Origin of the sequence: Pseudoalteromonas sp. SR43-7, assembly GCF_014163785.1 — a bacterium.
GTDB lineage: Bacteria > Pseudomonadota > Gammaproteobacteria > Enterobacterales > Alteromonadaceae > Pseudoalteromonas > Pseudoalteromonas distincta.
The window spans coordinates 95,090-116,755 of sequence record NZ_JACJDY010000015.1; the positions used below are offsets into that span (position 1 = coordinate 95,090).

Sequence of the window (21,666 nt, forward strand, 5' to 3'; positions counted from 1 at the left end):
CTATATATTAGTAATCAGCACCCAAAAACTCTTTCTTACGCACCCCGAACAGAGGCTTTAACAAAAAATAACTTAATACTGAAAACAGTGTAACTAACATAAAAATAGCAACAGATAGTAACAGGCTATTATCTATATAATTTGTCTTTTTCAATAGGATTCTTGCAGCACCAGTTAAATAACCGTGCACAAAGAACAAATAAAAACTTATTGATGCTAACATCCCGAAAAATTTTAGCTTAAAATCTAGATATTTGTAAAAAAGCCCAAATGAGAATATTGATATAAGTAACTTTATGCACATATCTATTGAGCTGTTATAGCCAAAAAAAGAATATAGAAAAAGACTTGCTATTATACACGCAGCTAAATAGATATCAGAGCGAGCCGAGACGCTTGAAATGAAACCTTTGTTAGCATGTATATAAATACCAATTAAGTATGCTGGAATAAAATAAATAAACGACTGCAAAGCATTATCATTGTTTTCTGGCCGCCCAACAAATACTGATACTACCACACTGATTATAATGAAAAAATTAAACAGCGGATTGTATTTTATTAACTTGAAAAATGGAAATAAAATATAGAAGACAATAATCATTGGAATAAACCACAGTGGGCCTAAATGCGACCCAGTAGTAAGGTAAAATATTATTTGTTCAATTAAAGAAGACTGTCTTAGCACATCAATATCAACCCATGTGTGATGGCTTTTGTATCCTAAAATATAAATCAGGATAGCAGGGATAGATAAGAATATATAAGGAAAAACTACATTTTTGAGCTTACTGAATAAATACTTTTTATATGTGTACCTAGTTTCAACAACAGAAAAAAAATAACCCGCAATTACTACAAAAAGAACAGTACCATTAACCAACAAGTCTCTTATCAAATAAATACCATCTATAGAGTTCAATGCCGCAACAGCATGTCCATAAATCACTAATAATATCGCAAAACCTCTCAGGTTGTGCATATATTCATATCTCATAATCAGATTAAATCCCTTTTTAAAGATGTACATAAGCTTACTGAAAATTTCATAACAGAATTTACATTACTCTCAAAAACATGGTATGAGAAAAGTAAAATTAAGCCTGTTACTAAAAGTATAATTGAAAATAAAGGCTGCAAAAAGCACAACAACAAAAAATGTGGAAATATAAACGTAGAGCCTTTATTGTAAAAAATTAATTGTTTAAGGTACAACAAACCCTGTAATTAAAAAATACAATTACACCAACTCGTCCTAGTTAAAATGAATTTACAAAGTTCATTATACCAGAGAAATAAATTGTTGAATTGTTATGCTTTATGTTCTATTAACACTAGCATTACAGCGTAGTACCTTAGATGTTCGAGAAACTCTATTCTTTCCTTCATCTTTGATCCTGAATTGATAAACATAAGTAACATATAAAAAATCACTGTCTAGTTCTTATTAGCTTAGCAGGGACTCCACCAACGATTGTGTAATCACCCACGTCCTTTGTAACTACACTACCAGCAGCTACAATGGCCCCCTTACCAATACGGATACCTGGCATAACTATTACATTCCGGCCCAACCAAACATCATCTTCAATATATACTTTCATCTGCTTTTTATAACCCTGCATTGAAATAGGTATATCTATGCGTGAGAATTCATGCATTCTGCTTAATATAGTAACATTAGGAGCTATTAAAACATCTCTACCTATCTCTGCTTGTTCTATATAAACATTTTCATTAATTCGACACCCACTTCCAATCCAGAGATTAGTAGCTCGAGCAATGTAAATATTATTTGCGAGCATCGATTCATTCCCGTTATCTTCCAATACTTTTAATACATGTTTAAAATACCAAACCCTTATATTAGAAAATGTTTTTATAAATCTAGCTGATGGCAACTTACTTAAAAAAAAATAATAAAAAGCTATTTTAATATTATTTACCATTGGCTAACTCCATAATATAAGATTTCACTATACTGTCTTCTTTAAACTCTTCAAGCTCACCACGATTAAGGAAGTTTTGTATTTCTTGCTTGTAAAAACTATTATTATCTTCTAGCGTAATAATAGCATCACTTAACTCATTAATTTCTTGTGAATATACTTTAACACCAACGTTCTTGTCACAAAAATATCCATCTACTCCAGTATTTGCCATGTATAAAATAGGACAGCCACAGGATAACGCCTCTACATACACCATACCAAAAGTTTCATTCTCAGCTGGTAAAAGAAGAGCTTTTGAAGCCTGCAATTTAGTGAGCACCTCAGAATGTGGTAATTGCCCTAAAAACTTCACATGGTTAGATAAACCCAATCTATTAACTTCATTTTTTATCAACCTCTTCTCCTTTTCACCACCACTTCCAATAACATCTAACTTGACATCAAGTCCTTTTTTATTTAATTCATGTATAGCTTGAAATAATTTCAGTAAGCCTTTTCTTTTATATTGATGAAAGCTTAAAACAGTGGTGTATCTAGACTGACTATAACTAATAACACTTTCAGGCTCTACTAACTTGCAAATATTCGGTAGTAATATACCTTTTTCAGAAACCCCTAATTTACTAACTGTAAGCTCAGTTGCCCACGGGCTCACCCAAAAAATTTCTTTGGCATTTTTATATATTTTTGAAAATTTTTTTTTCATTCCAGAGAAGCGATTTATATTGTGCAAGTCTGTCCCCCCCCTTACAGATATGTAATAAGGAATCGAGGTACTTTTAGAAAGGTAATAAGCAAACACCCCTTCAGAAGTTAACTTATGTGCGTGTATACAATCAAAATCTTTTAAATTAATAGTTTTTTTTAATATAAAAGACCAAAATCTAATACTTAAAGTATAAATAATTGGTAAGGGTATCGACCAAAATACTACTGAGAGGCCATCGTCAAATTGTTTAAAAGAAATTCTAAATGGGTTTGAACTTCTATTTATGGATATAACGAAATGTTCAATTTCTTTATCTTTCTTTTTCACACCATCAATTAAGTTTTTTACAGCATTAGTTGATGGGAAATTACGGTTATCTGGGTAATCTTGATGGATATGTAATATCTTCATTATATATCCAACATTGCTTTTTCTATTAAGCCTTTTACATTCTTTTTAAAAGCCGAACAAGAAAACTTTTCTGCGTTTAACCTTACTTCTTCTGCTGAAAATTGCTCTATCTGTGATTCAAATTGAGTGACAGCTTCAATGATACAGCTCGCTGTTTGCTGATTAAAGTGGATACCACTCACGTTATTTTTAACAGTTTCTAAGCATCCGCCCTTCCCAAAAGCAATTACAGGGGTACCACAAGCTTGTGCTTCCACGGGTATTATTCCAAAGTCTTCTTCTGCAGCGAATACAAAAGCCTTTGCTTTTTGCATGTTGTGTAACATGACTTCATCAGATTGATAGCCCAGCAATTCGATATTTTCTGCATTGCCTACAATTTCTTTAATTTTTTGCATTTGTGGACCATCGCCAATTATTCTTAATTTTTTTGATGGCATTTTAACGAAAGCTTCTGCAATTAAATCCAAGCGCTTATAAGGTACTAAACGTGAAGCGGCTAAATAAAAATCCGCTTTATTTGTTTCAAGCGTAAACTTTTTTATGTCGACAGGTGGATAAATAACATCAGCTTCTCTTCTGTAGCATTTATTAATACGCTTTTTTATAAAGGATGAATTGGCAACAAATTTATCAACGCCATTCGCTGTTCTCACATCCCAAATTCTAAATTTATGCAAAAAATAACGCGCAATAACAGACTTAACCCCACTGCTCATGCCACTTTCTCTTAAATATTGCTCCTGCATATCCCATGCATAGCGAGCTGGAGAGTGGCAATAACTAACGTGTAACTGTTCAGGCCCGGTAATCACACCTTTTGCAGCAGAGTAACTAGAGGAAATAACTAAGTCATAATTCGATAAGTCAAACTGCTCAATAGCAATTGGAAACAAAGGAAAGTAATTCCTATACCTTTTATGAGCAAATGGTAAACGCTGAATAAATGACGTTGTGATTGTGGTATTACCAAGCCAAGCTCTATCTTCTTTAGGTAAAAAATCAACTAAGGTGTACACATTTGCTTGTGGGTATAGCTCTATTAGCTCCTTTAGTACTTTTTCAGCACCACCGTTTACGACTAACCAGTCATGTATTATTGCAACTTTCATTTTAATCCTTTAGATTTAAATTTAAATTTATCTCTGGTTGTTATAACGGTTATAAGTAAAGCAACAAGAGATAAGAAAATCATTAGTTCGCCTATAGCTGTTCGCTTATCTAAAACTATAAGGCCGATAGGCCCTGCTAAAAACAAAAAATAATGCCCAACGTAAGCCAAAAGTGAGTTCCTGCCTAACAACGGCAATAAACGGCAACTTATAATAGGTAGAACGTTATTATTCTTTAAGAGAGAAACAAATATCGTTAATAATATGGCTTCCGCAGAGTATAAAACCATATACAAGATGTGCGGTGGTGACTTCAGTTTTGCTGTTGCTAATGCAATTACTGCATTTTCATATAGACCAAATAATAACATTACACTAATGATAAATAATGTAGAGCCAATTAGAAAAAAAACTTTCAAACGTTTATAGTCGTTATTCAAAGTAGAATACAAAGTATAGAAATACATTGAGAGCATTACTAAAGAGAAAAAAGGAAAAAATGCATATACATCAAAAAACAGAAATCTAAACAACAAACTATTTTCAGAGCCACTAAAATTACAACCTATGGCATAACTAATTATATATAAAGAGAATGCACTTAGTAAAAATATAGAGCTTTTTACTTTATTAATAAAGAGTATTGCTAACGGGGCAAGTAATATAGCAAAAAAATAAAAGGTTAAAATCTCTCCAGATTGTGAAAAGCTTTTATATAAAAGCACATCAACTAGATCTGTTTTATAGTCTCCATATCTAAAAACCGCAGTTACAGCAATAATTTCTCTTGCTATAAATACCAACAATAAGTTTTTTCTTAACCTCTTTAGTATAACTAAAACATCTCTGAAGCTATTAATTTTTGTTTTATATGCAACTGCAAAAGTAAACCCAAAAATCATTATAAAGTATGGCGTTGCAACTCTCAGAAAAGCTTTTACTAGATTCATAGCTTCATAAGATATAAAACCACGGGTTTCCAATGCACCCACGTAATGAACAAGTATTAACAAAACAATTGCTAAACCTCTGGATGTATCTAACCATGTTATTCTATTCACTTATTTTTACCTTTTTAACCAAAGAGAAGGCTACTACTATCAAAAACAGCATCCAAATAACCGTATTGTCTCTATAAAATGATGCCTCTGTAATATTGTGAAAAATAATTATTGTTATCGCAGCATTCCCCACTCGTCCCTCAATATTTTTAGTTACATATGCAAATAATGAAACTATTGTAATGGATAAAACTCCAAACTGAATAAGTAAGCTCAGGTAGCCATTATGTGAGGATGTTATATACCTAAGAAAACTATGAGAATCATCAAAAAAATATGGGATCTCTGGAGTGCCAAAGTAGCTTGCGTACCCATAACCTAAAAAAATATTTTTATAAAAACTTAAATCATAGTAAATAGTATCCCATATATATCCTCTACCAGTAATAAACTCAGGATCCACATAAAGCCCTATATGCATGTATGAATTTGAATAATAGGTTATGCATGGCATGACTATAAAGCCAACAACAAGAAAAAGCAGCAGTGAAGTATTAATTATTTTTATATGGCTTTGCTTAAATTTAGTCAGTATGAAAAACATAACTACTAATAAAAAACAAGTTTTACTTTGAGTTAGTATAATTAAAGAAAATAAAGTAAAAAGAACAATCAAGTCATTTTTCTTAGATTTACTTTTACAAAAAAAACTATATAAAATATAAATTACAACTAAATTTATACCCAATACATTTTTTCCTTTTTCGTATCCAGCCAATGATAGATCAGATGTTAAACCCCAACCCATTATTAAGGTCAATAGAATAAGAAAAAACATATAATAAAGACACAGTTCTATACATTTTGCTGTGTTATTTTTCTTATAACTGAAATAAAAAGAAAGTATACAAACAGTTATAAATATCAACTGAAAGAAAGTGCGTTTAAATACGTAACTCGGAAACGATGACCAAAGCATTGAAATAAATGAAATTGATATAATTAAACTAAATGCTATTAAAGCATTATTAAAATTCTTTTTTATAATTATTTTGTTTTTGTCAAAATAAAAACAGAAAAGATAAAAAAAGAATAGTGAAACCCAAAAAAGTTGCTTAAATAAATTGCTACCAGATTTACTATCTATGCGATTACTTAAATCTAAATCCATCATCCCTACTTTAGGGTATAACGCGGGAGAAAAGCCACCAAAACAAAAAATAAGAACTAGTAAAAAACCGTATTTACGAATAAAATTAAGACAACTATTCACAATTCTTTCCATATAGTTCAACCTTTTTAAGGTCAAAGAAATAAGAAATCTTTCCAAAATTATCAAGCATTTTTAATAGTGGTTTAAAATAGATTTTTTTACCAAAAGGTAGCTTAATAATAAACACTGTAGAAAAAATTACTATTTTAAGGATGGATTTTATTATAAAAATCGATTTATCTTTTAAGCTTATATTATTCCCAAATCTATATCGTGAGAATGTTTGACCTATTCTTATTGCTTTTTTTATTAAAAATTTTTCATTCAATCGTTCAATCTCTACTTCTTCACTAACAAAAGCTTCATTACAAAAAATGAGCTTATAGTTTTGTTTGTAGAGTCTATAAAACAAATCAGCGTCTTCTCCACCCGTGGAGCCATACTCTAAATCGAAAGTAAACCCAGATTCAATTAATGCACTTCGCTGTGTTAACGTACAACCGGTACCACCACTGCTTACCTTAATACCAGTTTCATATTGAATTCTATCAAAATATCCCCCATCTGAAATCCATTCAGGGCAGCTTTTTACATAAATAGAATTAATTCGCCCAAAAACAACGCTAGCATTATGCTTTTCAGCGGCTGCCAATAGATGCATTAGCCAAAACTTATCTGCGACCTCATCATCGTCTATTGAAGCGACATATTCACCATTTGCAGCTTTTAAATATTCATTTCTTGCTACAGAAATATTTTTATAAGGTTGGCTTATATATTTAATTGGATACTTAAAACTCTTTTTACTATCGGCAACAATCTTTTCTGCAGAGCGCTCTTCATCATTATCAACAACAATAACTTCTAATGTTATATTTTCTGGTAGTGCTAAATCATTAATACTTTTTAAAGTTTTGTAGAGGTGAATACGTTTATAAGTACACATACAAACAGAAACTAACATAAATTATACTTCCTACTTTATTGCTCTAGATAAGATACTTATTAAACCGGTTAGCGTTGAGCGAGTAAGTGATTAACTCTTTTTGTAAACTCTTCACCCATATGACTTGACTGCATAGCATATTCAACATTGGCAAGCATATAGCCTAATTTAGAACCACAATCATGCGACTTCCCTTTTAGGTGGTAGGCTTCAAGCGTTTCTAGGTGGCGCAATTGTAATAAGGCATCAGTAAGTTGTATTTCACCGCCTGCCCCAGGTGGTGTGTATTCAAGTAAATCCCAAATTGCTGTAGATACAACATAACGCCCTGTAATAGCTAAATTACTCGGTGCTTCATCGTTATTTGGTTTTTCGACCATGTTTTTAATTGCAGCATTTTCGCCGGCATTTATTTTTTTACCGGCTAAATCAACCACACCATACTGATGCACTTGGTCTTGCGGTACGGGCTCTACCATAACTTGGTTGTAGCCCGTTTTGTCGAATCGGTCGATCATTTGGCTTAAATTGTCAGTTTTTGAATTTGATTTATATTTATCAATAATTACGTCAGGTAACATTACTGCAAATGGGTTATTACCAACAATTGGGCGCGCTGCTAAAACAGCATGGCCTAAGCCTAGTGGTGCCGATTGGCGAACCGAAATTACGGTTACATCTTTTGGCACTATTGAGCGAACCTCTTCTAGCAGGCTACGTTTTACGCGTGCCTCTAGTGTGGCTTCTAGCTCAAAGCTTGTATCAAAGTGGTTTTCAATTGAGTTTTTTGAAGCATGTGTAACAAGCACGATTTCTTTAATGCCAGCTGCTACAGCTTCGTCAACAACGTATTGAATTAAAGGTTTATCTACCAGAGGAAGCATTTCTTTAGGGATGGCTTTTGTGGCTGGTAGCATACGCGTACCAAGGCCAGCTACAGGTAATACTGCTTTTAAAACTTTCACTTTAATTCCTTTCATTATTTTTGTTAAACAACGAAAAAAGGAACTGCTAAGCTAAAATTCCTTTTCGATCGTTTCACATGCCGTGTGAGCTTGCTATTATACACAACACAATAATGCACTCAATAATTAAAGAGTACTTTTTGATTGTTTTTTTGTTAATTTTATGTTGCACCAAAAGTAAGCTGTATTGCACCACTTTAGTGACTGGTACTTTTTGATTACCTATCCTTTTAAAGCTACCAATACTATACTAGGCTTGTTTAGTTATTAGGGAACACAGACTTAAGGAACATTTGTGCGTTTAGGGTTTTACATTTTATTATTAGTGTCTTTTTGTGTATGCGCACAAAATACGCTTTTGTATTTACGCAATAGCGATATAATTGCGCGCGCTCAAAAACAGTATGGTGATGAAGGGCATAAACGTATTAAAAATTGGCTAAGTTTTATAGATGAGTCAGCTGATAAAAGTGAATGGCAAAAAATCCATTTAGTGAATGACTTTTTTAATAAGCACATTAAATACAAAACCGATGATGAGCTTTGGCACCAAAAAGATTATTGGGCTACTCCACTTGAGAGTTTAGGCGTTGGTATGGGTGATTGTGAAGACTACGTAATTGCCAAATACTTTACACTAATAGCACTTGGCGTACCCGAAGATAAAGTACGTTTAATGTATGTACGCCAAAAAACAGTTAATCAACCTCATATGGTACTTATATATATTGAAACTCCAAATCAAATCCCCTTTGTTTTAGGTAATTTTAATACTAAACTGCTGCCCGCTAATAAACGCGGTGATTTAACACCTATCTATAGTTTTAATGGTCAAGGGTTATGGTTAGCCAAATCAAAAGGGTTAGGTAATAAAGTAAAAAATAGCCGTGGTGTTTCTGCCTGGAACACCATGCTAGAGCGAATTGAACAAGGTGAGCTTGCTCCCATTAAAAGTAACATTAAAGGAACTACCAGTTATGTCTCGACTTTTTAAAAACGGATTGAGTCTTAAAACCCAAGTTTACGGTTTAATAATCGTTATTTCGGTTGTTTCATTTGTGGTTAGGATAGTTACAGATGTTGAAACCACCCGCGATTACTTACAAACACAAATGGGTAGCCACGCGCAAGATACAGCAACAAGCTTGGGGCTTTCAATATCGCCCTACCTTGAAGAAGATAGCTTAATGATTGCCCAAACCATGGCAACCGCTATTTTCGACTCCGGTTATTACAAACAAATAAAATTTACTAACGCCGATAATAAAATAGTTTTTGACCTAACAAGCCCAAAACGCGTTGAATCTGTACCTAATTGGTTTATTACAGCAGTAAAGCTTGAAGCCCCTACTATGCTATCAGAATTAAACAATGGCTGGATTATGGCAGGAACCCTTGAAGTAACAAGCCATGTTGGGCAATCGTATTTAACGCTATGGGAACATACTAAACGCAGCTTTTATGGTTCTTTATTATTATTGGTAGCGTCGCTTGCAGTGGCATATTTAATACTACGTGCAGTGTTTAAACCTTTAAAAGCAGTAGAAAACCAAGCACACTTGGTTACGCGTAAACGCTTTACATTAAACGACGAAATACCAGTTGCACGCGAGCTACGTACTGTAACTAAAGCCATTAATAATATGGTAATGAACCTTCAAAGCACCTTTGACTCTTTAACAAAGCAAACACAAGCACTTACCGATGAAGTATATGTAGACTCACTCACAGGGCTGGGTAACCGCCGTTCGTTTGAGAACCACTTTAACTCAGTGGTTGACGCTATTACTAGCGACACTCCAATCACTGCCATGATGGTTACTCTCCCCTCACTTGCTAATATTAACCAAACTGTAAGTTACCAAGATGGTGACGAGCACGTACATGATGTAAGCGTTACTTTGCAAAATGTGTTTGGTGCTTTAACTAATTCTAAAATATTTAGACTTAACGGTAGTACTTTTATTGCTTTAGTCCCATTCGATATACAATTTTTAAATAGAACGCGACTCGATATAAATGATGCTTTTAGTAAAAAGAAAAACAGCTTACACGTGAATGGTTTTGCTAACTTAGCATTAGTAAATGTTGATAAAGGCTCATCTATCGGGGGTGTACTTTCAGCCCTTGATACCGGCTGCACCATTGGTGATACAGCGATTAATAATAAAGTAGATAAAGATACCCTTTTTAGTGTTAAAGAGTGGCGTTCGCTTATTCAGTCAATTATTGCTACTGGTGAAGTTAGTTTTTCGGTGCAGCCAGTTAAACGCACTAACTCACAAAACAAGCAGTGCTACTTTGAGGTGTTTGCTCATTTTACGCATGAAGGCGAAAAGGTTAATAATGGCCATTTATTTGCTATGGCCGAAAAGCTTAACTTAACCGAAGAGTTAGACAAAAAAATAATTCGCAACTTTGTAAACGTTAAAGAGCAACACCCAGACGATACATTTGCGTTAAATATTAGTAAGGCTTCGTTGTATTCAACTGACTTTATTGAATGGCTTACTCTTTATGCACACACTAAACCAATTATTAAAACAAACTTGATTTTTGAATTGCATGAAATTAGCTTACTTTACAACGTACATGTTGCCTCTTTACATATAGATACAATAAAAGATATTGGCATAAATGTGTGTGTTGAACACTTTGGTACTAGTTTAACCTCGTTTAGATACTTACAAGGGTTAGACATTGAATATATAAAAATAGATGGTAGCTATATTCAAGACTTATTAGATAACACTCAAAGCCAATTTTTTATTCAAACAGTTAATAATATTTGTCATGGCTTTGGTATTAAAGTTTTAGCTTGTTTGATTGAAAAACCTGAAACTTTAAAGGTACTTGAAAGTTTAGGTTGCGATGGCGTGCAGGGTAATTTAATAATGCCGCCAACCAAAATAATAAAAACTAGTGATAATGGCGTAAATAAAGAGTTTACTTTTTGCACCGATGCGCTAAAATTTTGTAATTAATACTCTACCAAGGGACAAGAGATGAAATCATTTATATTAGCCGGCTTAATAGCAGGTGCATCTTCACTTACAGTTTTACCAAGTTATGCACAAACGGATACTGATGCAGTAGTACAAACTGAAGGCATGACTAACTTAGTCAACGTTTTAAATAGCGCAACTGCTGAAACAGCTCCAGATCAGCTAAAGGCAGATTTAGTAGCAGCTATTAATGGCGTATGTACAAATTGTACTGCTGCTCAAGTTGATTCTATGATGAATGTAGTTGTTGATGCTGTGGGTGCCGATAGCCCACTTATTGCTGATTTTTTAGCTGGACTTGTAGCTGCTGGCGTTGACAGCGACACTGTTACACTTGCTGCTATTACAGCTGGCGTTGATGCCACTGTTGCCTCTGAAGCAACAGCAGCTGGCCCAGGTGGCGCACCAGCTCCTGCTGCTCCGGTAATTGTTACTTTACCAACAACTGCAGTACCGCAAGGTGCCGGCGGCACTGGTGGCGATGCAGGTATATCTGAAGTCGGTAACTAACCGATAATAAAATAATAAAAACGCAGCCTTTTGGCTGCGTTTTACTTTATATGGCTTATTTTTTTAGCCCTTCTTTTAGGCTCTTAGTTTAGAGAACCCTGTGAATCGTTTTATATTTTTTTTACTATGTGCAATTTTATTTTTGCTGCCCTTACCATTAGGTAGTTACCGCCCTTGGGCAATTTTAGCAATGGGGATATTAATTAGTGCTACCTTTTTCATCCATTTAGTTTTCAGCAGTATTAATAACAAGCACCCTTTATACCCTCCCTTATATTCTTGGCCCATATTTACTGTACTCGGTATAGTTGCGGGCGTATGCGCAGTACAAATATTTACCGTAAGTGTTGACCCATTTCAAACTAAACAAATGCTTATTAAAACAAGTTTTATGATTTTATTTTGTTGGCTATTATTTATTTATTGTAATACTGAAAAGCGTATTAAAAATTTAATATATGCAATTATAAGTGCCGGCGTGTTTCAGGCTTTATATGCCACTTATTTAAATTTATCGCCCGATATTATTAGCCCGCTATTTGGCTATAAACATACCGAACGTGCTATTGGTACGTTTACTTACTCTAACTTTTTGGCTAACTTTTTAGCTTTATGTTTGTGTTTGGGTATTGGTGTTTTAGTTAGCGAATTAAAGCGCTCTACTAGCGATTACAAACAAACATTAAAACAAACACTTCGTGCGTGGACTGAAATACTTTTAAGCTCAAAAATAATTTTACGTATTTCGTTAATTATTATTATTGTTGCGTTAATTTTAACCCGTAGCCGTATGGGTAACTCTGCATTTTTTATTGCATTAATGGTTGTTAGCTTACTCGCGTTTTTTATTTACAGGCAAAAACCTAAAGCGTTTAAACTACTTATAGTTAGTTTTTTTGTAATCGATTTAATTATTATTGGCGCTATATTTGATGTAGAAAAAGTTAAACAGCGTATAAGCGAAACCAGTATTTCATCAGAAACCCGTGACGAAGTTGTACGTGATTCAATACCCCTCATTTTAGATAAGCCTTTATTGGGCTCTGGTGGTGGTACATTTTATACTGCGTTTCCGGCGTATCAGTCTGAGCCTTATTCAGGTTACTACGACAATGCACACAATGACTACGTACAATTTGCCGTAGAGCTAGGTATACCCACTACAGCTGCACTGGGCTCACTTATATTTTATTGTTTATGGTTATGTATAGCGACTATGCGAAAGCGTAAAACAGCGTTGTTTCAGGGCGTTGCTTTTGGCTGTGCCATTGCAATTATAGATATGCTGCTGCATTCGTTGGTAGATTATTCTTTACAAGCTGGAGCAAATTCAATGTTGTTTATGACTATTTTATGCTTGGCAATATTGAGTAGTAAGTTACCTGCGTCTAAACGAAGCAGAAAAGAGCATGGTTAAATACAAAGCCAAGTAATTACCAATATAGAGTGATTGGAAGCTGCGCTTCTCACGCGAGCAAGTTCAGCGTCTACCGCCAAGGTTAAATTTACGGTTAACTTGTTAGCGTGACAAGCAAAGCCTTTAATAAGTGATTTTTTCACAAAGAGGTTAAGAGGCGCTACGCTTTTAGAGGAAGTAATAAAGCAGAAACTATACTCTGATTGGCATTCTGTTTTCTCATTTACTCCTCTTTCGCTTCTCTTTGTGAAAATAGATCTTTAGCTGGTTTTTAAATAAATTGAATAATTTTAAGCATTGCTTTGTAACAGCAGCGCCTGTAATTAGTGATTTTTTCACTAAGAGGTTAAGAGGCGCTACGCTTTTAGAGGAAGTAATAAAGCAGAAACTATACCCTGATTGGTATTGTGTTTTCTCATTTACTCCTCTTTCGTTTCTCTTTGTGCAAATAGATCTTTAGCTGGTTTTTATAAATAAATTGAATAATTTTAAGCATTGCTTTGTAACAGCAGCGCCTGTAATTAGTGATTTTTCACTAAGAGGTTAAGAGGCGCTGCGCTTTTAAAGAAGGAAATAAACACCGATACTGTATTCTGATTGGTATTGTGTCTTCTCATTTACTCCTCTTTAGCTTCTCTTTGTGCAAATAGATCTTTAATTTATTTAATTATTGATTAAGAATTACTGTTCTTCTAAATCGAACTCAGTTAAATGGCCATCGCCGTGTATTAACTGGTAGCGGGCTAAATTCCCCTGCTCTAGTGTTATCAAACTAATAGCGGAGTCGCTTACTAAGTATTTTTGCCCTTCGCCTATGGTTTGGTGCTTATCTACTTCCATATGCCAGCGTTTGGTAAAAAAGTTTAATGGGCTTTTTGGGCCGTATAAAATTGAGTCGAGCTTATCGAGTATGTTTATTAATTTACGCGGGAACTCGTTTTTAATACCGCTGGCGGTAAGTTGCCAAATTCGATTAGGGTGATCGCCAAAACGTTTTTGCACCGAAAAGCAAAATGAGTAATGCACGTCACCCGATAAAATCAGGGTTTCGTTTGGGGTGTCGGTGCGTCTAAAAGTATCGAGTAGCTTTTTTGCCGAGCCTTCGTGCGCCATCCAGTTTTCTACGTCAACCATGAGAGGTTGGCCACATATATTAAACATGGCTTGAATGGCTTCTATTGATTTAACACCAAACACGGGGGCTGGCGATACAATAATAACTTGGTCGTGGCTTAATAGGCTTTCCTCAAGCTCTGTTAGGCGTTCCCAATCAAGTAGACCTGAAGGCTCGTTAAAGTTTTGCTCATTTCGCCAGCGGTGCGTGCGCGTATCAAGCACCACTACTTTTGGGGTAGTAGTTAACTCATAATGCCAAAAACTAAAATCGTTTAGTGGTTTATCAAATGCTTTAAACTGCCATAAATTATTAGCAGTACGGCTTTGCTTAAAAGGTGTTAGTAACTCACCTGTTTTATTTAGTGCATCGTTCCCCATTCCCTGAAAAAGCCAATAACTAATTAAGCCGTTATTAATGATTCGTTTACTACTTGGGTTTTCATTTATAGCTTGCTCCCACCCAGCAGTAAGATTCCAATCATCGGTTACATCGTGATCATCAAACATCATTAATGTCGATACATTGGCAAACAACCGCTCTACTTCACTTAAGCCTTTTGCATAATCAATCAGTGCTGTTTTTTCAGCGTCAAAAATAGTTTTGTTTTGCTTGTTTTGACCTGAATACGTTGTGTTTTGTATATCAACGCATTGCCAAGCAGCAGCACTAAAATTTAATAAATAAAGTGCTATATATTCTTCAAAATGGATAAGGTGGTTATACGCTTTTACACTTGAAAAGTGAGGTTCGTCTTTTTTTAGCCAATAACCTACACCTAACTTTGAGCGTTTTTGCCACGGCGTTTTTGGTAAGAACACATGGCGATTATAAAGTTGCTCATTTATATCGTCGGGTAGCTCAATAGCAAGTGGTTGCTCTTTATAAATACCTAAGGCTTTGATTAGCTGATGAACAGTTAATAACATGGGGCCTGCTACGTCGTCGGCATACACCTGATCACCACTGAGTAATAGCAATTGTGCGCCCTGGTTATTATTACCACGCTGAGTATTTTGCCAGTGACTTGCAGACACTAAGCTATCTTTTGCTGGATGATGTGCATTACGGCACGAGCCGTGCAAAATATCACTGAGTTTATCGGGGATTACAAATGCAGGCGTTGTTTGATTGCTATAGCACCAAGGTGATAAATCGATTGCTGTGTCGTCAATTACAAGCTCATAGCTTAATAAGCTATCTAGAGGGAGTTTGTTGTCTATTGGCTTTATAATAACGAAATGCAGGTATAAATGTTCCCCTAGAGAAACAGTGTATTGATCGCTATAACACTCAACATTTAATAAGTTTATTTGGCAGTTTGCAGGCTTGGAGGTAGCAAACTGAATACAGACTCCAGTTTGCTCTGCACGGCGCACCATTGGCCCCATTAGTAAAATAGGAAGGTTTGCCGTGTGAGTAATCATGTATTTAGCCTTTAGCTGCTAATTTAAATAAAGAATAAAAGTTTTCGGTAGTCGCTTTAGCAAGTTCATTAAAGCTAATGCCTTTAAGTTCGCTAATGTAATAAGCTACATCTTCTACGTATGCTGGCTGGTTTGTTTGCCCACGATACGGTACCGGTGCTAAATAAGGCGAGTCGGTTTCGATAAGTAATCTATCAAGTGGTATTTGCTTTACTACTTCTTTTAGCTCAATAGCATTTTTAAAGGTAACAATGCCCGATATAGATATATAAAAGCCCATGTCTATGGCTTTTTTTGCCATATCCCAATCTTCGGTAAAGCAATGTAATACACCACCGCAGTTTTCGGCCTTGTGCTCACGCATTAAATTAATGGTATCGCTGCGGGCATCACGTGTATGAATAATTAACGGTTTTTGTAATTCGTTAGCTACTTCAATATGCCCAACAAAGCTTGCTTGCTGCACTGCATGAGTATCTTTTGAATAGTAGTAATCAAGACCCGTTTCGCCAATAGCAACGACTTTGTCGTGTGAAGCTAAGTCGATTAGTTGCTGTTTATTAAGGGCGTCTTTTTGATCAAGTGGATGTACACCGCATGAGGCTGATACATCGTCGTAATGCTTAATTTTATCAAGCATGCTTGGAAACTGATCAAGCGTTACGCTTACACATAAAAAGTGCTCTATTTGCTTTGCACGCGCTTTATCAAGAACTTGGTCAAGGTTTAAGTCTAGTTTATCAAAATCAAGACGGTCTAAATGGCAATGAGAATCTACAATCACTATAAGGCCTGTATTATGTTCAGGGTTTAAATTTGTTCGTTTAATTTATTATCTTAGCAATTAAAAGAACCCAATATAGGGCGGCGTTAATCTCAATGAAAAACCGACCCTATAACTACATGGTATATGTTTGATCGCCTGAGTTTAACATAGTCCCAAGTAGCTTTTCGATTTTAGCGTTTAGGTTTGTTTTATCGTCTAAAAAGCTAATACCAATACCTGGAGGGTTAGAGCTTTGTGCCCCTTGTGGCGTGATCCACGACACTTTACCTGTCACTACGTCATCTTCTAAGGCATCGGGCAAGGTAACTCTAAGCGCTAATGAATGCCCTGCTTCGTAACGCATATTAGTGCGTACAAATAAGCCACCTTTTTTTAAGTAAGGCATATAACAACGGTATAACTCGTCTAAATCGTCTATGTCTACTAGTAGTTCTTGCATGATTAATCCTTTTAAGAATTTCGCAATGTGTATGCTAACCGTGATACAGCAAGCAGTAAATTAAGGCCAAGTATTTGTGTGTTATTTTGTAAAAACTCGCCTAATGCATTTTGCGCACTTTGATAAGCGTCAAAACTCATGCCTTGCAGTAATTGCTGCTTTAGTTGCACGCTTAAAAACAAAGTAAATATACGAACAAGTTCAGGCTGTTTATTTATTATATCGACTAACGCTTTGAAATTATGGCTTTGTTTAAACTCAGTTGCAAACTTATACAGTGTATCAATATTTTTTAGCTGGTCTTGCTGTTGCCAATGCTTTACTTGCAGCGGTTGGTTATAAAAAAGTGCTAACCAACTATAGTTAGGAATGTCTAATGTCTCTAGCCATTGCTGAGCAAGTGCTGTATTAGTTATTTTTACATCACTTTTAGCGCATCGACTTAAAATAGTTGCAGGGAGCTGCTCTGGTTGGCTTGTGGTTAATATTAAAAAGCGGCTATTAGTTGGCTCTTCAAGTGTTTTTAATAATGCGTTAGCTGCTGCTGTGGTCATTTTTTCGCAATTTTCGATTATCGCGACTTTATTGCCATTTTGCGCTGCAGAGTGATTCATAAAATCACTAATACCACGAATATCATCTACACCAATACTTTGCCCATCGACTTGCGTTAAACGTTTGTCGGGGTGAGTGCCAGCCAGGTTAAGTAAACAGCTTTTACACTGTCCGCAAGGTTTCAGCATACTGTTTTGCGCAGCTACCTGCTTAGCTATATTTTGGCATAACAAAGCATTACCAAGCTCATCACTTAACTCAAACTTACCTACGCCAACAGGCCCACAAAATAATTGCGCATGATGAAAACGCTCTGCACGATAACTTTGCGCTAAACGTGCTTGGGTATCATGTAGCCACGGCAATGGCATATTATTTTAGGCCTTCAAAAAATGAATGCAGTACATTGGTTATATCGCGATGTACTTTATCAATACTTTGGTTTGCATCGACCGTTTTAATGGTGTTGTCGTCGTTAGCAAGTTCAACATAACGCATACGTGTACGCTGAAAAAACTCAATGGCTTCTTGTTCAATTCGGTCTAGCTCGCCACGTCCTTTTGCACGTTCAAGGCCTATCACTGGGTCAATATCAAGGTAAATAGTTAAATCAGGCTTTAAGCCCTTTAATACCATTGAAGAAAGCGAAGCTAATGTATTTGAGCTAATACCACGCCCACCACCTTGATACGCCTGTGACGATAAATCATGACGATCGGCAAGAACCCATTGGCCTTTATCAAGCGCTGGAGTAATAACATTGTGCATTAGCTGCGAGCGTGCTGCGTACATAATAAGCAACTCGGTTTCAAAGGCAATCTCTTCTTCATGCTCTGCTTTTACAAGCGTACGAAGCGATTCAGCCAGTGGCGTGCCGCCAGGTTCGCGGACATTAATAAAGTCTATTTTTTGTTTGTTTAAAAAGTCTTGGCATAACGAAATAGCGGTTGATTTACCCGCGCCTTCTAGCCCTTCTATTACTATAAATTTTGATTTCATAAAAACTTAATTCTTTTTATTTAATATATACGTTTTAACTGCCGCGTTATGCTGCTTTAACGTGGTTGAAAATTGGTGGCTACCATCGCCTTTTGATACAAAGTAAACGTATTCACTTTGTGGCGGATTAACTGCAGCTAAAATAGCGGCTTTAGATGGCATAGCAATCGGTGTTGGCGGTAAGCCATTAATACGATACGTATTGTAAGGCGTATAATCGCGCAAATCTTTACGTTTAATATCACCATCAAAGTCAGCGCCTAGCCCGTATATTACGGTAGGATCGGTTTGTAGGCGCATATTAGTGTTTAATCGGTTAACAAACGCTGATGCAATTAACGGACGCTCGCTGGCAAGGCCTGTTTCTTTTTCAATGATTGAAGCCATTATTAGTGCTTCGTATGCTGTTTTATAGGGTAAATTAGCGGCGCGCTGCTGCCAAGCATCATCTAATGTTTGCTGCATTTTTTGTGCTGCACGTTTTAATACACTGCTTGCAGTATCGTTATTATGATAATGGTAAGTGTCGGGGAATAACCAGCCTTCTAAGTGCGTGTCATTACCCAGTATTTGAGTACTTAGTTCGTCAGTTTTTAAATCGTTTTGTAAATTATCAGCTTTTTTAATAGCACTTAGTACTTCACGTAAGTTTTGACCTTCAATTATGGTAAAACTAAAACTAATTTGCTGACCTTGGTTAATTTTTTTTACGTTGTTAATAACGCTATCGGCTGTTAGCTCGTAAAGCCCCGCTTTTAAGTCGGTAAGTGTGGGATCTAATTTGGCAATTACCTGATAACGCCAACAACTTTCTACCCAGTTTTTAGCTTGCCATTGTTGGCATAACTTATTAAAGCCAGTGCCATGCTTAACTTCAAATTGTGTGTTTTGTGCTACCTTTAACGAGCTATTTATTGTTGCTTGTAATTGCTGGTAACCAACAGCAGTGGTTATAACAGCTAAAAAAAGTACCGATAAAATAACTTTTAACACTCAGCCTCCTTGGCTAATAATTTAGTTAGTAATGCGTGGCTGTCGTCTGTATTAAATACCTGTTGCTCAATACGTTTTACAGGTACTGCTCCCATTAAGCTATTACACACAAATACGGCGTCTGCTTGGGTTAAGTCTTCTACTTTCACGCGTTTAAATTCAACAGGCAATTTATCACATAACGATTGCAGATAAACGCCCTTTATTCCGCACTCATCAAGCAATGGCGTAAACACACGCTTATTTTCAATCGCAAAAATATTAGCTGCAGAAGCTTCAATTACATTGTTATTGTAATCAAGCACTAACACATCGTCGCAGTTTTGCGTTTGCATTGCTTTTTTAACTAGTACTTGCTCTAGCCGGTTTAGTGTTTTAAGACCCGCTAAATAAGGCTGTGCTGCTAATTTAATTGGGCTTATTTCGAGATTTACACCCTTTTTAACAAGCGCTTCGTAATTACTAGGGTAATCTAATATGCTCAATAAAATAGTAATATTACACTCACTTGGCAGCCCATAACCACGTCCGCCTTCGCCTCGCGTTACAAGTATTTTAAGCACGTTGAGTGGTGCAGCTTTTATATGCAAAGCAATTTGGTTTTCAAGGCGATTAAAATCTAGCTCAGGAAAACCCAAACGCTGTCCGCATTCAATCAAACGCGCTTTATGATGAGCCCAATACTGTACTTGCCCATTAACAACTTTAGCCGTTGTAAAAAAGCCGTCACCGTAATTTAAGCCTCTGTCACGCGTGCTTAAAGTGCTGTTTTGATCTACTGCTATTATTGTTTGCATTTTATTTGGCATATAAAAAAAGCCCAGTTAAACAACTGAGCTCTTATAATTTGATTCGTTGTTAAAAAAGATTATACCTTTTTAAATAGCAACGAGCCATTAGTACCACCAAAACCGAACGAGTTACACAGTGCAAAGTCTAACTTTGCATCACGTGCAGTGTGAGCAATATAATCTAAGTCACACCCTTCGTCTGGGTTATCAAGGTTGATAGTTGGCGACACTTTTTGATCTGTCAGTGATAAAATCGAAATAATCGATTCAACCGAGCCTGCAGCACCTAACAAGTGACCCATCATCGATTTAGACGAGCCTACCATTACATCTTTAGCTGCATTACCAAAAATAGATTTAACAGCGGCAGTTTCTGCTTTGTCGCCTGCATTTGTAGATGTACCGTGTGCGTTAATGTAACCAATTTGCTCAGCGTTTACTTGCGCATCATTTAGTGCGTTTTGCATTGCAAGGGCAGCACCGGCTCCATCTTCTGGTGGTGATGTCATGTGGTACGCATCGCCGCTCATACCAAAGCCTACTAGCTCAGCATAAATTTTAGCGCCACGCGCTTTTGCATGTTCGTACTCTTCAACTACAACAACACCTGCACCGTCAGAAAGCACAAAGCCATCGCGGTCTTTATCCCAAGGGCGAGAAGCCGCTTGTGGGTCGTCATTGCGGGTTGAAAGTGCACGTGCAGCATTAAAGCCACCCATACCAATTGGGGTACAGGCTTTTTCTGCACCGCCAGCAACCATTGCATCTGCATCACCGTAGGCAATCATGCGCGCGGCATGGCCAATATTATGCAAACCAGTAGTACAGGCAGTTACAATTGAAATATTTGGACCACGAAGTCCATGCATCATTGATAAGTGACCTGAGATCATATTAATAATGGTAGACGGCACATAAAATGGCGATAACTTGCGCGGACCACTATTTAATAACTTAATGTGGTTTTCTTCGATAAGCGTTAAGCCACCAATACCAGAGCCCACAGCTACACCTATACGTGTTGCGTTTTGCTCAGTAATTTCAAGGCCTGAATCTTTAAAGGCTTGAACACCCGCTGCAATGCCGTACTGAATAAACAAGTCCATTTTTTTAGTATCTTTCGCTGACATGTATGCAGTTGCATCAAAGTCATTTATTAAACCAGCGAATTTAGTACCAAATTTTGATGTATCAAAGTGGGTTATTGTTTGAATGCCACTTTTGCCATCTAATAAGCCTTGCCAGGTTGATTGAACATCATTACCTAGCGGCGTCAACATTCCTAAGCCAGTTACGACGACTCGACGTTTAGCCACGGTT

19 protein-coding genes and 2 pseudogenes are annotated in these 21,666 nt (G+C 36.1%); 4 read left to right on the forward strand and 17 right to left on the reverse strand.

Translation table 11 applies throughout. The annotated features are described in order from the left end of the window. Window positions 1–7: 7 nt before the first annotated feature. From H5087_RS12690 to galU, 9 genes and pseudogenes are all read right to left on the reverse strand, one after another. Complete coding sequence (locus H5087_RS12690) at window positions 8–997, reverse strand: acyltransferase (RefSeq protein WP_182672269.1); 990 nt, start codon at window positions 995–997, stop codon at window positions 8–10. Window positions 998–1,436: 439 nt separating this feature from the next. Continuing rightward, window positions 1,437–1,592 (reverse strand): annotated as a pseudogene (locus tag H5087_RS20335) (DapH/DapD/GlmU-related protein); the annotation flags it as partial. 90 nt (window positions 1,593–1,682) lie between these two features. Beyond that, window positions 1,683–1,949, reverse strand: a pseudogene (locus H5087_RS20340) (hypothetical protein); the annotation flags it as partial. Further along, window positions 1,939–3,072 (reverse strand): glycosyltransferase family 4 protein, encoded by a 1,134-nt coding sequence (locus H5087_RS12700; protein ID WP_182672271.1) that lies wholly within the window; start codon window positions 3,070–3,072, stop codon window positions 1,939–1,941. The pseudogene H5087_RS20340 and the gene H5087_RS12700, both read right to left, overlap by 11 nt. Further along, complete coding sequence (locus H5087_RS12705; RefSeq protein WP_182672272.1) at window positions 3,072–4,184, reverse strand: glycosyltransferase family 4 protein; 1,113 nt, start codon at window positions 4,182–4,184, stop codon at window positions 3,072–3,074. The genes H5087_RS12700 and H5087_RS12705 overlap by 1 nt, the downstream gene beginning before the upstream one ends. Further along, window positions 4,181–5,245 carry an acyltransferase family protein gene (locus H5087_RS12710; protein WP_182672273.1) on the reverse strand — a complete coding sequence of 355 codons (1,065 nt, stop codon included), beginning with the start codon at window positions 5,243–5,245 and terminating at the stop codon, window positions 4,181–4,183. The genes H5087_RS12705 and H5087_RS12710 overlap by 4 nt, the downstream gene beginning before the upstream one ends. Continuing rightward, window positions 5,238–6,470 carry an O-antigen ligase gene (locus H5087_RS12715; RefSeq protein ID WP_182672274.1) on the reverse strand — a complete coding sequence of 411 codons (1,233 nt, stop codon included), beginning with the start codon at window positions 6,468–6,470 and terminating at the stop codon, window positions 5,238–5,240. Before H5087_RS12715 ends, H5087_RS12710 begins: the two co-directional genes overlap by 8 nt. Beyond that, window positions 6,451–7,362 (reverse strand): glycosyltransferase family 2 protein, encoded by a 912-nt coding sequence (locus tag H5087_RS12720; protein ID WP_182672275.1) that lies wholly within the window; start codon window positions 7,360–7,362, stop codon window positions 6,451–6,453. Before H5087_RS12720 ends, H5087_RS12715 begins: the two co-directional genes overlap by 20 nt. Before the next feature lie 50 nt (window positions 7,363–7,412). Further along, window positions 7,413–8,309 (reverse strand): UTP--glucose-1-phosphate uridylyltransferase GalU, encoded by an 897-nt coding sequence (galU, locus tag H5087_RS12725; protein ID WP_182672276.1) that lies wholly within the window; start codon window positions 8,307–8,309, stop codon window positions 7,413–7,415. 295 nt (window positions 8,310–8,604) lie between these two features. Between galU and H5087_RS12730 the strand changes: the two genes are divergently transcribed. The 4 genes from H5087_RS12730 to H5087_RS12745 all read left to right on the forward strand — a co-directional run bounded on the left by H5087_RS12730 (window position 8,605) and on the right by H5087_RS12745 (window position 13,241). Further along, window positions 8,605–9,303 (forward strand): transglutaminase-like cysteine peptidase, encoded by a 699-nt coding sequence (locus H5087_RS12730; protein WP_182672277.1) that lies wholly within the window; start codon window positions 8,605–8,607, stop codon window positions 9,301–9,303. Then, window positions 9,287–11,293, forward strand: coding sequence for an EAL domain-containing protein (locus H5087_RS12735; RefSeq protein ID WP_182672278.1), 2,007 nt, complete (start codon window positions 9,287–9,289; stop codon window positions 11,291–11,293). Before H5087_RS12730 ends, H5087_RS12735 begins: the two co-directional genes overlap by 17 nt. Before the next feature lie 21 nt (window positions 11,294–11,314). After that, a complete protein-coding gene (locus H5087_RS12740) occupies window positions 11,315–11,824 on the forward strand; it encodes a hypothetical protein (protein WP_182672279.1) in 510 nt (169 codons plus the stop codon). A 100-nt stretch (window positions 11,825–11,924) separates the two neighbouring features. Beyond that, window positions 11,925–13,241 (forward strand): O-antigen ligase, encoded by a 1,317-nt coding sequence (locus tag H5087_RS12745; RefSeq protein WP_182672280.1) that lies wholly within the window; start codon window positions 11,925–11,927, stop codon window positions 13,239–13,241. 681 nt (window positions 13,242–13,922) lie between these two features. Here the strand turns inward: H5087_RS12745 and H5087_RS12750 are convergent. The 8 genes from H5087_RS12750 to fabF all read right to left on the reverse strand — a co-directional run bounded on the left by H5087_RS12750 (window position 13,923) and on the right by fabF (window position 21,662). Then, entirely contained in the window at window positions 13,923–15,782 is a 1,860-nt protein-coding gene (locus H5087_RS12750) for an alkaline phosphatase D family protein (RefSeq protein WP_182672281.1), read from the reverse strand. 4 nt (window positions 15,783–15,786) lie between these two features. Further along, window positions 15,787–16,566, reverse strand: coding sequence for a TatD family hydrolase (locus H5087_RS12755; RefSeq protein WP_024594691.1), 780 nt, complete (start codon window positions 16,564–16,566; stop codon window positions 15,787–15,789). A gap of 115 nt (window positions 16,567–16,681) precedes the next feature. After that, a complete protein-coding gene (locus H5087_RS12760; RefSeq protein ID WP_002962367.1) occupies window positions 16,682–17,008 on the reverse strand; it encodes a PilZ domain-containing protein in 327 nt (108 codons plus the stop codon). 11 nt (window positions 17,009–17,019) lie between these two features. Next, the gene (locus H5087_RS12765) at window positions 17,020–17,934 is read right to left on the reverse strand and encodes a DNA polymerase III subunit delta' (RefSeq protein WP_182672282.1); all 915 of its coding nucleotides are present in this window, start codon (window positions 17,932–17,934) and stop codon (window positions 17,020–17,022) included. Window position 17,935: 1 nt separating this feature from the next. Continuing rightward, complete coding sequence (gene tmk, locus H5087_RS12770) at window positions 17,936–18,562, reverse strand: dTMP kinase (RefSeq protein WP_007585737.1); 627 nt, start codon at window positions 18,560–18,562, stop codon at window positions 17,936–17,938. A gap of 6 nt (window positions 18,563–18,568) precedes the next feature. Next, window positions 18,569–19,555 carry an endolytic transglycosylase MltG gene (gene mltG, locus H5087_RS12775; RefSeq protein ID WP_182672283.1) on the reverse strand — a complete coding sequence of 329 codons (987 nt, stop codon included), beginning with the start codon at window positions 19,553–19,555 and terminating at the stop codon, window positions 18,569–18,571. After that, window positions 19,549–20,364, reverse strand: coding sequence for an aminodeoxychorismate lyase (gene pabC / locus H5087_RS12780; protein WP_182672284.1), 816 nt, complete (start codon window positions 20,362–20,364; stop codon window positions 19,549–19,551). The genes mltG and pabC overlap by 7 nt, the downstream gene beginning before the upstream one ends. A gap of 59 nt (window positions 20,365–20,423) precedes the next feature. After that, window positions 20,424–21,662 carry a beta-ketoacyl-ACP synthase II gene (fabF, locus tag H5087_RS12785; protein WP_002962376.1) on the reverse strand — a complete coding sequence of 413 codons (1,239 nt, stop codon included), beginning with the start codon at window positions 21,660–21,662 and terminating at the stop codon, window positions 20,424–20,426. Window positions 21,663–21,666: the final 4 nt, after the last annotated feature.